Origin of the sequence: Leptospira venezuelensis (genome assembly GCF_002150035.1) — a bacterium.
Classification (GTDB): Bacteria; Spirochaetota; Leptospiria; order Leptospirales; family Leptospiraceae; genus Leptospira_B; species Leptospira_B venezuelensis.
Map to the genome: position 1 here is coordinate 1 of NZ_NETS01000011.1, position 14,908 is coordinate 14,908.

Annotated in this window: 11 protein-coding genes; 2 read left to right on the forward strand and 9 right to left on the reverse strand. The window is 39.7% G+C overall.

Translation table 11 applies throughout. The features are described 5' to 3' along the window. The first annotated feature begins 462 nt into the window (after positions 1 to 462). Positions 463 to 1,875, forward strand: coding sequence for a hypothetical protein (locus B1C82_RS16200; RefSeq protein WP_086448644.1), 1,413 nt, complete (start codon positions 463 to 465; stop codon positions 1,873 to 1,875). Positions 1,876 to 1,891: 16 nt separating this feature from the next. Here B1C82_RS16200 and B1C82_RS16205 read toward each other — a convergent pair whose 3' ends face one another. From B1C82_RS16205 to B1C82_RS16240, 8 genes are all read right to left on the reverse strand, one after another. Beyond that, positions 1,892 to 2,704: an NADH-quinone oxidoreductase subunit B family protein gene (locus B1C82_RS16205; protein WP_086448645.1), complete on the reverse strand. Its 813-nt coding sequence runs from the start codon at positions 2,702 to 2,704 to the stop codon at positions 1,892 to 1,894. Then, a complete protein-coding gene (locus B1C82_RS16210; RefSeq protein ID WP_086448646.1) occupies positions 2,701 to 4,119 on the reverse strand; it encodes a hydrogenase large subunit in 1,419 nt (472 codons plus the stop codon). Before B1C82_RS16210 ends, B1C82_RS16205 begins: the two co-directional genes overlap by 4 nt. Further along, positions 4,116 to 5,339 carry a proton-conducting transporter transmembrane domain-containing protein gene (locus tag B1C82_RS16215; RefSeq protein WP_086448647.1) on the reverse strand — a complete coding sequence of 408 codons (1,224 nt, stop codon included), beginning with the start codon at positions 5,337 to 5,339 and terminating at the stop codon, positions 4,116 to 4,118. The genes B1C82_RS16210 and B1C82_RS16215 overlap by 4 nt, the downstream gene beginning before the upstream one ends. Continuing rightward, entirely contained in the window at positions 5,336 to 5,947 is a 612-nt protein-coding gene (locus B1C82_RS16220; RefSeq protein ID WP_086448648.1) for a formate hydrogenase, read from the reverse strand. The genes B1C82_RS16215 and B1C82_RS16220 overlap by 4 nt, the downstream gene beginning before the upstream one ends. A 2-nt stretch (positions 5,948 to 5,949) precedes the next feature. Then, complete coding sequence (locus tag B1C82_RS16225; RefSeq protein WP_086448649.1) at positions 5,950 to 6,840, reverse strand: NADH-quinone oxidoreductase subunit H; 891 nt, start codon at positions 6,838 to 6,840, stop codon at positions 5,950 to 5,952. Next, positions 6,807 to 8,528: a proton-conducting transporter transmembrane domain-containing protein gene (locus tag B1C82_RS16230; RefSeq protein WP_086448650.1), complete on the reverse strand. Its 1,722-nt coding sequence runs from the start codon at positions 8,526 to 8,528 to the stop codon at positions 6,807 to 6,809. Before B1C82_RS16230 ends, B1C82_RS16225 begins: the two co-directional genes overlap by 34 nt. Before the next feature lie 13 nt (positions 8,529 to 8,541). After that, complete coding sequence (locus B1C82_RS16235) at positions 8,542 to 10,470, reverse strand: alginate export family protein (RefSeq protein WP_086448651.1); 1,929 nt, start codon at positions 10,468 to 10,470, stop codon at positions 8,542 to 8,544. Positions 10,471 to 10,636: 166 nt separating this feature from the next. Further along, a complete protein-coding gene (locus B1C82_RS16240; protein WP_086448652.1) occupies positions 10,637 to 11,608 on the reverse strand; it encodes a sodium-dependent bicarbonate transport family permease in 972 nt (323 codons plus the stop codon). 525 nt (positions 11,609 to 12,133) lie between these two features. Here B1C82_RS16240 and B1C82_RS16245 point away from each other — a divergent pair. Further along, positions 12,134 to 13,768, forward strand: a complete 1,635-nt coding sequence (locus B1C82_RS16245) for a helix-turn-helix domain-containing protein (RefSeq protein ID WP_086448653.1) — start codon at positions 12,134 to 12,136, stop codon at positions 13,766 to 13,768. On the opposite strand, the gene ychF is transcribed toward B1C82_RS16245, so the two are convergent. Further along, on the reverse strand, positions 13,765 to 14,862 hold the full coding sequence (ychF, locus tag B1C82_RS16250; protein ID WP_086448654.1) for a redox-regulated ATPase YchF: 1,098 nt from the start codon (positions 14,860 to 14,862) through the stop codon (positions 13,765 to 13,767). The genes B1C82_RS16245 and ychF overlap by 4 nt on opposite strands. Positions 14,863 to 14,908 lie beyond the last annotated feature (46 nt).

Sequence of the window (14,908 nt, forward strand, 5' to 3'; positions counted from 1 at the left end):
AATCGCTGGAATTGTTCATTATTTTTTCGGGTTAAGATGATTCGGTTAAAACCATCTTAATGCGAGATCTTTAGGTTTAAAAATCTCGCGGGTCACGCTACTCTATATGTTTTCAAAGATCTTTTAAAGATCCCCAAAGGAACTCTCTCTCCCGAGTCGTTCTCCTTCAGGCGTAAAAACCACATTAATTACGTCACTCAACCGGTCAAATAACTTTTGTATTTATTTCTCTGAGTTTTTCCCTTTTTTTCGAACTTTTTATTCTTAGTTTTTAGGTGTAAATAGCCTGAATATAAGGTGAAAAGCTCTAAAAGATGAACTCACTTTTTCTCCAGCTTATGACCATTCTTCTGTCGCATAAATAGATTTCCAAGAGATGATGATTTTATTATTTTAGAATTATAAAGAGAAGTTTGCTGGATTGGGAAAGTATTCTACGGACTTAAAGATAGGAGAATTCAATTGGGACCGGCAAAAGAATACATAGATCAATATTTAAAAGAAAACATTCTGCAATCGGAAACGATTCATAGAATGAAACATGTGATCCGTGAATTTAGTTTAAGAACTCCTAAAGTATTAGTTACTAAGTGTATAGATGGAAGAGTTCATGGAAGTAAATTAAAGGGATATCCTGTCACTACTATACGTTTTGGTAGAACGGATGGAAACATTGTTTCTACTAACTTAAATAACTTTTGGTTCTGGAATCGCATCGATAGAGTCGTAAACGATGCGTTATGCAATACTCCGGGAATGCCTGCATTGTTTATCGCATACATGCATAGATCCGATATTCCAGGGCTTGGTTGTGCTGCTCACGGCGGAAATGAAGAAGCCGCACGCGCAGCAATTAAAAGTCAGACACAAGCTGTTAGAAAAGTTTTTCCGAAAGAACAACTTTATGTGATCGAGGGGATTACAAATACGGACTTGATGTCTGAAACTTTAATCTTTGATGATGGAACTATTATTGATTCTCAGGAAATAGTCGCAAACTTCGGATTTAATGAACCTTCTGAAATCTTTCATTCTGCTTTTTTAAAATACCAAATTAAGGATCCTGCAATTTCCAAAAATGTGGGGTTTAAAACACCTGAAGAATTATTTTCAGGAAAAGTTCCTGATTTTTATGCAGATTTCCAGACTTCTCTTTCTCTTAAGTCATTCTTGATTCGAGAGATTTCTGCGATCATTTCCGCTGGAGAAATAGAAATCCAGAAATTGATTCAACCGGATCTATTTCATGCTGTTTATCAGAAGCTTTCTGGGATCAAAGATTTGCCTTCTACACTTCTTCCCAGCTTATTATACCAGATCATCTGGAACGTGGCTTATTCTTTAAATCAAAAACGTAAACTTTCCAAATTAGCTGCGGAGGAACGTTGGAAACATTTGGATCATGCAGAAGAACTGATCTGCTACGGCGAAGGTTTTGAACTTTTACAAAGAAATAAAGCAGTTCTTGTAAAAACGGGAAGAGGTGACGACACAGATGCACTTCTCGTTGCCAAAAAAGTTTTGGATAAAAATAGGCAGAATGATCCTAAACCCTACCCTTCTATTGTTCATTTGAATGTGGAAATCTCGGGAGAGCTTCGGACTTGGGAAGATTTTAATGAAAACGTATCTTCTCGCGTAAATACAATGGTCCGTAATTTAGAAGCGGTCTTTCAAAACCAAGAAGTGGTGATCTTGACCACATATTCTTATTTGGATCAAAAAAGATTTTATCCGATCCATACAAAATTAGATCCAAGGATTTCTTATCCTACAGATGTGATTTCCGATATAAACGGAGAAGATAAATTTTCAGGAATTGGTTTAAAAACGAAGGAAGCGTTTTACGCAGGTGAAATGATCACTATTACGTAAAAGCTTCCTGATGAGATTAGGATTTAGAGCGTCGTTCTGCAATGAATTTAGAGAGTTCTTCCCTGAAGGAGAACTTCTTCTTGCCCATCAAATAACGGAACGCGCTTACGATTACGTCAGGTCTTGGAGGGTCTCCTCCAATAAATAGGTCCGGCTCTTTTGGTAATTTTCCCCTTTGGAATAATCCACCAGAAACGGCTTCAGTTCCGCAGGCGATCAGTGCCTTCGGTCCTGGAGTTGTATCCCATGCAACTTGAAGGGGAATTTCCATATTTGGTCCAACTGGACCAGCGAATACAACTGCATCTGAGTGTTTGGGAGAAGCAACCACTCGTACCATACTTGCTTCGCTATCAAAGACGGCATTAAAACTCGCATTGATTTCAGCTTCTGTTGCATTATTCCCACTTGCAGCAACTTCTCTGTATTGAAAGCCGGTGTTTTTGGTAATTTTGCGGAATTGTTTTATGTTTTCGGATACTTCTTCCTCGTAAGATGCTGGAATTCCATCTATATAACGTACTTTTAATGCTTCTCTGTCTACGGAATATACGTGAATAAATCCTGAATTTTCTAATTGTCCTGCAGAAGCTTCTACACAATGACCACATTGCAGGCAAGCTCCGTAATCAAATGTAATATCTTTTGATGAGGATACTTTTAATCCTCCAGTCGGGCAAACCTTCTCAATTGATTTATCTAAATGGAATCCTTTCTTAGAAGAAGGAACAGGTATACCTCTCGCATTTGGATTAGTGGGACCCATTTTTTCGAAATTTAGATTTTTTGCCGGACGGAATATATTGATGATTTCTTGGATTTGTTTCATAGATCCACTCCCACATAACTGAGGTTGAAAGATTTATTATTCAGAGGAAAATCTCCGATATTCTCCCCTCTTACCGCGAGTTCCAAGGCATGCCAGTTTAGAACGGAGGGATCTCTCACATATGCTTCTGAAATATCTCCGGAAGAATTTAAGGAGAAAGACGCTAAAACTGGACCTCTCCATCCTTCTGCAGCACCGAAATATATTCCCGATTTCGCTTTAGAAACTTTCGTTTTTTCTAAACTTTCATAAGCTTTATGAAAGTTTTTTAATGATGGGATTGCTTTAGTTAGCCAGCGCCCGCTATTTTTCAATTCTTCATAACGAAGATAAAATCTTGCCCAGGCATCTCCCTTCATTTGGCCTGCATCCAGACCCAAATTGATGGACTCTCCTGCGAGAGAATAACTGGAATCATGGTGGCGAAGATCTCTAGAATGGCCTGTACATTTTTCTACCATTCCAACAAAGCCCAAGTCCTTGAGTTGTTTATGCGTGATTACCCCGCAGATCTGCAACCTTTCTCTGTTTGTAGATTTGTTTGCAGCTCTTTCGAAATGTCCTGCTACATCGGATGTAACGTCCTGGATCCTTTTCGATAGATCGTCTAAGAATGATTCAGTGAGTTCTTTTTTGAGCCTTACTTTGCCAGGACTTAAGGTCCCTCTTCCAAAGCGAGAACCTGTTAGTGCTTCCATGACTCCGAGAGGAACCCCTCTTTGCATTGCGCATACACCTTGGAGTGGATAATAACCTACGTCACCAGCAATTGCTCCCATGTCTCCTATATGTATTGCGATCCTTTCTATTTCTAAAAGTACAGTTCTTGCGAAATTTACCTCTTCAGGAACTTGAATGCCGTGGGCCTCTTCGAATGCTTTACTGAATGCAATTGCATAAGCGATTGTAGAATCTCCTGAAATTGCTTCCGCATAAGGAGAAATCGAGTCCTTGTTCTGACCTTTCATTTTTTCAAGGAGGCCTCTTTTTTGAAAACCTAGACGAATATCCAAATTTTGGATCTCTTCTCCTTCTACAATAAAACGAAAATGCCCAGGTTCGATTACTCCTGCATGGATTGGTCCTACTGCATGTGAATAAAAAGAATTTGGAACTGGAACATTGATCCCTCTATAAACTAGGTCTTTGATACCGGATTTGGTCAGGAATTTTTCGAGAAGATGTTTTCTATCTTGAGATAGATATCTCTCGTAATCCATGGAAGAGTAATCTTCAGCTCCTTGGTCCGTACCGAGGCTATGCCTGAGGACCCAGATTGGATTGGAATGATCCTCATATAAACGTTTTTCTGCGGATTTAGTAAGAGTTTCTTTCTCTATTCCATCCCGAGTTAGCCAGAAACGATGAGTTTGTTTCGTTTCCGAAGTGTGAAAAATTCCGGTAACGTTTTTCATAATGCACCTTGTAATAACAGGTAAAATCCCCAGCAGCCCGTGCTGAGAAGAAGTAGAAGTAGGAAAAATCCGTTAGTCATTCTGATTCTGAGAATGGTAGAAAGATCTTTTGAAAATGGTCGTCCTTTAATATTCAGTAAAGGTGCGAGTTTATACAGCATTACTCCAAAGAATACGATTCCTAAAATTGGAACTAGTATCACGAATGATTTTCCGCCTATTTGGCCAGCTTTGATCAATATTATATCTGTAACGAAGATTGGTGATCCGGGCATAACGAAGGCTAAAAAGAGAGCTAAGATGAATAGAGATAAAGCCGGTTTGTTTATAGAATCTGCTTGGATAATCTTATGGAGTTCTCTTTTTCCCGCATCCATTCTCACAATTCCCATGCTGATGAATAAAAGTGACTTCACTACTAAGTTAGTGGCCATCATGAATAGGAAAGCTGTATCACTTAAATCCATCCAAAGGAAAACAGCCAAGGCTCCAGTATGAAAAAGAGCGACTTTCGCTGAAATCCTTCTGATATCGTCACGATCGTATACTGCAAAAATACTTAAGAAAATCGTTAATATTCCTAATACTAGCAAGCCATCCGCACCACTGAATGTATGTGGGAAAAGTTGATGATCTAAATGTACAAAAGGTCTAAGCGCAAAACAAACCGAAACAGGAATGAATGACGAAAGTAAAGAGGAAACTTGTGTAGGACTTTCTCCATATGTATCTTCTATCCACACGTGATTTGGAAAAAGTCCTAACTTTGCAGTATATCCAAAAATCGCAAGCCATAGGCCGATCTCCACCCAAATGATCTCCGGATGAGAAGCGGAATTTGCCGCCAAAAATTCGATAGGTTGATTGATCACATGCAAAGAAGAGCGGATGAGTATGATGCCTAAGAATGCGATACCTAAACCGAATGAGTTTATCAGCAAAAATTTCCAAGCGATCGGAAAGGATTTAACTGTCCTGCTTGAAGAGATGAGTAACGCACCTACGAATGTGGTTGCTTCTATCAAAACCCATTGTAGCGTAGTGCCTTCTTCATTCCAATCTCGTATAATCCAGACTGCAAAGTTGATCGCTGCGCAAATAATAAGTAATACTGACCAAAATAATAAGTTGGTCTGGTTCTTTGTAGGAGCTAAAACATAGGTCAGAAAAATTAGGACAAAAACTCCCGCTCCGATCCCTAAAAGAATATCGAAGTTCATCTAGTTATTTCCCCCTTATATTGCTCACTGTTGATTCTAAGAGCTGCACCTGCTCCAATGATCAAAACAGCATCCAAAAAGGATCCGAATTCGCTTCCTATTGGAACTCCTGATTTTAGAAGTAGAGTAAGTAAGAATGTCCCGTTCTCAAAGATGCTGAAACATGCGATTACACCTATCCAGTTCCTTCTAACTACAAATCCGATCACTCCAATGTATATTAAAAGAAGCACATATAGTAATCCATACTGATGTGATTTCCCAAAGAATGCCGAAACTATATCCATGAAGATGTAACATGCTGCCGCACCTGCAAATAAAAGTGCAAGTGTTGGAAGATATCCTACTTTAGGAAAAGTTGATTCTGGTGAATGTATCCTTCTCGCGGTCCAAAAAAGAATAATAGGAGTTAATATTCCTTTGAAAACGATTACCATTCCTGCTAAAAATATAGAATGGAAACCGTCTCCGCTTTCTTCCTGGTACAACGGTAGAAGTAAAAGAAAACCTTGGATCCCCAAAAGGATGACTACCCTTTTGAGTCTGTTTTCTAAAAGAATGACCACTCCGGTCAGTAGTATAATGAGATAACTAACGTCTGCGCTCATATTTATTTACCTAGTTTCAGAAGAATTCCCAAGATCAGCATGAAAATAAAATTCAAGCCGAGTAATTCAGGGATCCAAATCCATTTTCGTCGAGTGCTGTTTGCTTCCCAATATCCGATTAACGCGGAGAGAAGAATGGCTCCTCCAAACGAAGCTAATTCTTTCCAAATAGGAACGGAAGAAACTCCTAAGAATACTTCTACGTGTTCCAATCCTAATTTGGTAAGAAGTAAGAACAAAGAAGCAGTTTTAAATTGGTGGGCTAACTCAAAGAATGCCCTCGTTCTTCCGGAGGCTTCTAATAACATTGCTTCGTGAACCATTGTGAGCTCTAAGTGAGTTCTTGGATCGTCAAATGGCGGTTTGGCGAGTTCAGAAAGGACAATCAATGTCGCTCCCAGGAAGAATAATATCGCAAAAGAAATATGTGCGAAGTTTTCATGGAAAACTACGTTTGATTCCAATACCACAAGAACCAGGATCAGGATCGGTTCACCGAATATGAAAAGAAGAGTTTCTCTTGCTGCTCCCATTCCACCAAAAGAAGTTCCGTTTTCCACTGCGTAAGCCACAGTAGCGAATCGGATCATTCCTATTAAAAATGGGATCAGTAATAAGGAGGCCCATTCAAAAGAAACCAGAGACCAAAGAACTAATCCGAAAGCAAAAGCGAATATCGCAGAACTTTCTGAGAAAAATCCAGAGAAAGGACCATCTATCGGACTTTTTCTGATCATTCGGATTGTGTCATATAGGATCTGCAGAACGGGTGCACCTCTTCTGCCTTGGGCATAAGCCCTGATCTTTTGGAGAACGCCTCCGCATAAGAAAGGAAGAGATATAAAGGCTAAAATCTGGATCAGAATGCCCAATAAGAAAGTAGCTGTGACCATATGTCTCCCTCCGCAAGACGAACGATGATGATTACGATCAAAATTGTTAATACAGTAAAAGAAGAATAAGTTAAGTCTACAGAGATGGATTCATCATCCGCTCCTCTGATCTTAGCTTTCAAAGAGGAAAGTATTCTTAATAAAATCTTAATGAACCCTTTGTCTAATCTGGAATTGCCCGCTTCATCAGCAAAATATCTGCCTAAAGGAGCGGCTAGCGGATCGGAAAGAGCCGAACTCGTGATCGCTACCTCCGATCCGCCGAATAAGCCGCCGCAATCCCACAGTTTTCTCTCTTTGATCTTATGTCTGAGTCCTAACAACCCTACACTTAACAGTATCACAAGGCCAATTACGTTCAAGATCCCGATCCCTCTGAACCAGGAAAAATCCAACCATTCTACCCTCACTGCATAATAGTTTGTGAAGCTAAGAATGATCAAAGGTGAGATCAATACCAAGGCGCCGGTTAAGAATAAGGAAACGCTGATAGTCGTATTCTTTCCATGGTCTTCGAAATTTGTTCGAGGTCTGGAAAGAACAAGTCCTAGGAATAGTTTTAAATGAGCGGCTGCTCCCACAGCTAAACCTGTACAGACTAAAATTAGAAGCGGAAGAACAAGTGCCGCACTAGTATCGGCAACTTCTAAAACCGCGGATAATAATTTGATAAATGTGGATTCTGATAAGAAACCGGTAGTTCCAGGAATGGCAAGAAAACTCATAGTTCCGATTGCGGCGAGGAATGTAGGAATTCCACTGATCCTTCCTATCCCCGTGTTTTCATCTGCTCCGGATCTACCGGATAATTTAGTTAGATATCCGAAAAATAAGAATTGGAATGTTTTGCTAATGCTGTGGTGAACCAAAGAGATCAGGAAAAGGACCGCAAATGCCTTGCTCAGCATCCTTAAACTTTCCTGTTCGCTATCTTGCCAATAAGCTGAGAGAAGTAAGCTCAACCATAAGAAGTTCATATTCTCAACCGTGCTATAAGCAATGGATTTTTTGACTTCTCTACTGAATAGTGCAGTAATACCTGCCCATAATACTCCAATTCCGGCTAATGGTATAAGGATGGCTGCATAATGGGTTCCGAGTAAAAGTGGAAGAGCAAATTTAGAAAATAATACAAGAGGTAGATTGACTAATAATCCGGAGTAAGCTGCAGAAGCGTGAGCAGGTGCACCCGCGTGAGCTTCCGGTAACCAAAAATGAACGCCGAAAAATGCTGATTTGATCAAAAGTCCCAAGATCAGGAAAAATAATCCGGATCTTGGATCGTTCGAAAAGATCCAGAACGTAAAACAGAAGGCCCCGATCCCGCCTGCAGCAACTAATGCCACGAAACTTCGGATGGAGGCATCATTCCATTTGCCTCCGATATAAAGAAGAAAGGCGCTTATTGTGGACAGCTCCCAGAAAAGAACCAGCCACAAACTTTTTCCTACCAGGTAACAAATCCCTGTGCTTAGAAAAAAAATGGCGTAACCAAAAATGACCAACGCCTTTCTTTCTTTTTCATAACCGTATACATATACGGCTATAAAACTGCCTAGTATCGCTTGGAGAGATAACCCAAGACCGATCGAACTATCTTTCCCGAAAAAATCTACTCCGAGCACATTCCCTATTAGGAAAGGTGCCAGCAGAGAAGTTATGACGGATAGATAAGCCAATACTGTCATACGTATTCCTTTTTTAGAAGCCCGCGTTTACTTGGAAGAAGAACATATGAGCCTGAGAGGCTGTTCCGTTCGCTCCTGTCGCAACTCCTGTGTTTAAATGAAGCCCTACGGATTCTGTTCCGACAGGCTGAAGATTGTAATGATAGAGAGCATTTCTCTGATTTTTAACGGCATTACCTGCTGTAAGGATACCACCACCGATCCAAATGGAAACGTAATCGTTAACAACGTACATCCATGTCAGGTCGAACTCATTGTAAATATTTTTACCTGTTCCACCTACAGAGATAGTGGTTTGTCCAACACCATTACTTTCAGTAGAAGCACCTGTATTCGCGCTACCATTAATTGCATACCAAGCATCCTGGGTTTGGACCTTGTTATTGATTATATAAGCCGCGTAGAATGTTCCGTAATGATCAGTCTTGTAAGAGAAATTGAAATTATAAGAACTTAAGTTTTTAGTATCAATATTCTCAGAAAGACCTGCTACGTTATTCCAATAAGGAAATACTCCAAATCTTGGGTTAGTAAGAGTTTGGAAAGTTCCGTTACTCCCGTCTGTGCGATTATTATCTCCAGAAGCGTAAGTATATTGGAACCCTGCTCTTAATTTTTCAAAGAAAGTGTAACCAGTTTGCAGAATATGCATTGATCCGGAATATCTTTGAGCTTGTGTGCCGTAACTTTGTCCAGACCCGGAAATACCCGGAACATTCTGCTGAACATAAGAATCCAAAAGAGGATCTTTTACGTTTCTCTGTCCAGTTGCACCGCTTTGCCACGCACTTTCAATTGCCCAATCCCAAGCTCCCCAAAGACCATCTTTAGGAAGATTATTATTTGCGGTTCTGTTGGTGATCCTGAAGCCAGTTGTAATCAAATCACTTTGCTGTTTTGCCCAAGAGTTATTATAAAGATCTAGGTCAGATTTAGCTCCTGCAATCGCAGTCTTTTTGGTCAAAAGTCCAATGGAGTAAACGTCTAGAGTAAACCAATCCTTTGCAGTTACGGAGTTATACGTACCAACAATATACTGATCCGGTTGTCCAGGATTCACTACAGTCGTCTTTTTTGTAACTGGATCCGTAATGCTTACAGGTGCGTTAGCCGAAACTACTCCGTTAACACCATTCTGATTGGCTGCAATTTTAGTTCCAAAGAAATGGATCTTGTAATTGTCCTGATCGAACATAATACGTGCTCCATCGTAAGACAAACCGTTCATGGTCCAGTTAGCGCCACCAAGTAGTCTCTGATCTCCATAAGCCAAAATTTGTCTACCTACCTGGACTTTAGCATCCAATGGAAGTTTCTTTAAGATAATAAAAGCTTCACGAAGAGTTGTTTGGCTCGGGATGGTAGTTCCTGATCCTGCAGCAGGGTTACTAGTTGTAGTCGCTCCTGCTCCGTCGAAAACATTTGCACGAACATCACCAACGCTAGCTGGTGTTTCCCCTCCCCATACTCTTGCATCTTGGAAGGTAACTTTTGCAGAGAAGTAAGGACTAGGATCGATTATAAAAAATACCTGAGAGGTCTGCATTGCTCTGGAGGTATAACCTTTATTCGATTTATCAAATCCTAGGTTGTATCTGTCCTCATATCTAGGGCGAACATAGGCACCTATTCTGATCCAGTCGTTCAACCATGCTTTTTTATGGTTCGCGACTTTTTTTCCCAATTCGGGTTCAAAAAAAGTACTTCTAGTAAAATCAGGGGTTAAACCGCTAGTTTTCATCGGAGAAACATAGCTGTCTTCTTCCTCTGCCATAGACTTTTGAGGTGCGGAAACTGTGGCCGGTGCAGGTGTACTCGGTGCTGTTACAGTTTCCTTGTTTGCGGGTTGAGAAAATACGCTTTGAGATCCGACCGCCAAAAACAACAAAATAAAGCTGATTTTGCGAATCGATCGAATTTGATAGATTATCTTTAGTTTCATATGGGTTCTCCGCGTTTTATTTGTCCCAAATATTAGAAATTCATTCTAAAATTTAAAACCGGATACAAAATCCCCAGATTTTGGGGACTGTCCAAAGAATTTTACGTTTTTTTATATTAAGCAAAAATAATCCCTCCGAGATTTCGTCCCGGAGGGGAAAAATACCCTACATGATAGCTTTAACTAAGTAGTGATACAATGGAATCCCGAGGATAATGTTTATCGGGAATACGATGGATAATGCCACCGTAAGATAGATGCTCGGATTTGCTTCCGGGATCATATCCTTCATTGCCGCAGGAACCGCAATATAAGATGCGGAAGCGCAAAGAACTACAAACATTAGCGCATCTCCCTCTGGCATATGAATTACTTTAGTGAGAAGTAATCCTACGCTCGCGTTGATCACCATTAATAAAATCGCTGCAGCGATTAGGAAGAAACCAACGTGAGTAAGTTCTTTGAATCTTTTTGCTGCAGAGATTCCCATATCCAAAAGGAAGAATGTTAAGATTCCTTTAAATAAGTCCTCAGTAAACGGTTTCTCAGCGTTCCAGCCGCTGTCCCCGGTCAAGTAACCTACTATCAAAGCACCTACTAAGAGATAGATAGAAGATCCGAATAGCGCTTCGTGAAGAAGAGCTTTCCAGTTGATAGATCCGCCACCGTTTGCCTTGTTCTTAGAAAGTCTGTCCAGGATAACCGCGATAACGATTGCAGGAGATTCCATAAGAGCCATACCAGCTACGATAAAACCGCCGTATTCAATATTCAAATTATGAAGATAAGCACCAGCAGTTACAAACGTTACTGCGCTAATTGATCCAAAGGATCCCGCCAAGGCGGCGGCGTTATGTTTCTCTAATTTGATTTTTAGAATATAATATGCATAGATTGGCACCAGGGTTGCCATGATACTACATGCTAATAGAGTTAATGCATGTTCGGAGCTAAAAGGGGTCTTGTAAAGCTCATGGCCTCCCTTGAATCCGATTGCGAAAAGTAGATACATCGAAAAGAATTTCGATAAAGCTTCAGGGATCACCAAATCCGATTTGAAGATGATGACTCCCATTCCTAAAAAGAAGAACAGTACCGGTGGGTTAAGTATGTTCTGTATAATCGCCGAATCTGCCATTTGGTTTTTTCTCCTCGGGTTTTGTTGTCCAGGTTTCCCGACTTTTTTAGTTCCTTCCTGAGTAGAAGACGAACTTATTTAATACAAGACCTTCCAAACTTATAAAATTGGACACTAAAAAATTCTGATTTAGGAAAAATTTTCTAAGATTTATACCTTTGGACAATTCGTGCTGAAATAATGAGCAGAAGATTTGAAATATGTGGAGTTAATGACAACCCGGCATCATACTTTAGGCCTAGTTTAAGGATATAAATGTAATTAGTTTTATTTATTGGAATTTTAGAGGAAGGAGGTCAAAATTTTTCTTACGAATACCTTTTCACACTTCGAGGCGATTAGTTTTAATTGTATGGTTCCAAAATTCCAAGATTATAAATTTAGATAGGTTGGTTTAGGTTTTTGGAATTTCTTATAATTTTGAACAATATTCGACCTAAGTATCAATTTGGGCAAAAAATAAGATGACTGCGGAAAAATACCTGGTATCCTACCTGGAAAAGGATTCACTGGTATTAGGCTTAAATGAAACAATCCCGATCAAGAATCCGAAATACTTTCTTCACAAATATCTATTTTCGATTCTTGATCTTGTTCTTCCTAGGTATCATTGGAGCAAATTTTTTAATTGCAGCCCCCACTCTTCCAAACGCGGAGATCATTCGATTAAATCCTTCTTCCCCTGTTGAAAATATTAGCTCTAAAATGGAATACAGGTATAGAGGATACCAGTTCCGACATTGTAAGCCCGAAACAATTTCTTCTCTCCATCAGTTGGAATGGCATCATAATGCGGGAAATGTATTACGTTTGAAAAGAAGCCAATCAGGAAATTGGCTTAGGTTTAAACTTGCGAATGACGGAACGGAACAACTTTACCGGACCTTGGTACTACTTTGGCTGAACGTTCCCGATGCGGAACTTTGTTCAGTTGATTCCAGAGGGAAGTTCGAGGCAGGATTTGCCGGTTATGACCTGGATCCTATCTGGAACGATTTTATTTCTCCACTTCCTCACTTTAATATACGTTTGGAACCTAAGGAAGAAAGGACCTTCTACCTTTACGTTCTGTCCAATGAGGACATTAACTTTCCGGTTCGATTATTATCAGAAGACGATTATATGGTGATCGTTAGATTGAGATCTGTTCTGTTCTTAAGTGTTGGATTTGTGCTGTTCTTAGCATTCGCTTATAATTTATACTTATACTATAAATCAAAAAAGGCTTTGTTTTTGGCCTTACCTCTTCATTTGCTCTCAGTAGGGGCCACTCTCTATTTTTTACATGGAAAAGAATTTGCGTCGATCGTAGGAAATGAGAACAACCTATTTCGTCATAATTACTTCCTGTTTCTAGGGATCACTCATATTGCTTTCTTCTTCTATTTGGCTGCATGGAATAAGGAAAATGCAGGTATAGTTTATAGATCTCCATTTTTCTGGCTGGTTTGTTTTGCAGGGGTTTTATATCCGCTTATTCCACTCTATCAATTCTGGTACGATCATAGAATATTAGTTTTAGTGCTGAATTACGGATGTATGTTATTTTATTTTGGAAAGACTCATATTTCTTCCATTCGAAATAATACGGTCTATGAAATGTTCTTTATCTCTGTCTGGGGAATCTTTCTACTTCTGGATTTGTACAAAACAATTTTCCATTTCGACTTCTATCCTTATAACAGAATGGCGGTTTATGGAGTATTGTATTACCTGCCCCCTTTAACTGTATTCGTGTCTTTACTATCCAGAGAAATATTGAGAAGAAAAGAAGACGAAGGTTCTAATCGTAAAACCCACCTTTCTTCCTTGGATGTAAAGGACTTTGTAGTTAAGATAGAATCATTACTGGAAAAGGAAAAAATTTATCTTACCAAGTCTTTAAAAGAAGAACATATGGCCAAAGAACTTGGGATTACGATCCATCAACTTTCAGAGTTGATTAATACCGAATTCAAAACGAATTTTCCATCTTTGATCAATCAATACAGGGTAGAAGAAGCTAAAGTATTGTTAAATGAGTTCCCGGATGAGAACACAACTGAGATTGGTGCGAAGGCCGGATTTAGTTCCAGATCAGCGTTCTATCTGGAATTCAAAAAGTTAACTGGAACTAATCCTAATTCTTATCGGAAAGAAAGTAGTGGAAGAGGTGCTTAAGCGTTTACTCTAAAGAAAATAACATCTCCGTCTTGGACGATATATTCTTTTCCTTCGATTCTTAATTTACCTTCTTCTTTAACTTTGTTCGGGCTTCCTGTTCTATCCAGGTCTTCGAACTTCATAACTTCTGCGCGAACAAATCCTTTTTCGAAGTCTGAATGGATTACCGATGCCGCGATCGGTCCTGTACTTCCAACACCTGTGGTCCAGGCTCTCGCTTCCACTTCTCCGGCCGTGAAGAATGTTACAAGTCCCAGAAGTTTATAGGCAGCTTGGATCATTCTATCCAATCCACTGCTTGTTTCTCCGATTTCGCTTAAGAACTCTAATTGTTCTTCTTTGCTTAGGCCTGAAATTTCTTCTTCGAACTTTCCGCAGAGAGTAACTACTTCTGCTCCTTCTGCTTGGGCCATTTTTTTTACCGACTCTACAATCGGGTTATCTTTTGCGATCGCTGCTTTGTCTGTAATATTCGCAACATAAAGAACTGGTTTAGAAGTGATTAGGTTGAATGTTTTGACTAATTTTTGCTCTTCCGGTTTGATATCAGCGAGTCTTGCCGGTTTTCCTTCTTTCAAAACTGCCATGATCTTGTCTAAAAGTGCTGTAGCTTCTTGAGCTTCTTTATTTCCGGCCTTAGCGTTTCTGGAAATTTTTTGATATTGTTTTTCTACGGATTCTAAGTCCGCAAATATCAATTCCATTGTAACTACTTGCGCGTCTTCTACTGGATCAATTTTGCCGTGGACGTGTGTAATATTTTCGTCCTCGAAAGCACGAACTACATGGCAGATCGCGTCCACTTCACGGATATGGGAAAGAAATTTATTTCCAAGACCTTCTCCTTGGCTTGCACCTTTTACAAGTCCTGCGATATCCACGAATTCCATGATAGCTGGGACTTTCTTTTGGGGTTTATAAATTTCTACGAGCCTGTCCAGTCTTGTGTCTGGAACTTCCACAATTCCTTTGTTTGGTTCGATTGTACAAAACGGATAGTTTTGCATTTCGGCACCGGCCTTAGTCAATGCGTTAAATATGGTTGATTTTCCTACGTTTGGAAGTCCTACGATCCCGCAATTCAAGCTCATACAGTCAATTTTTGGAAGAAAGAGAATCTGTAAATTCGTTTAGATT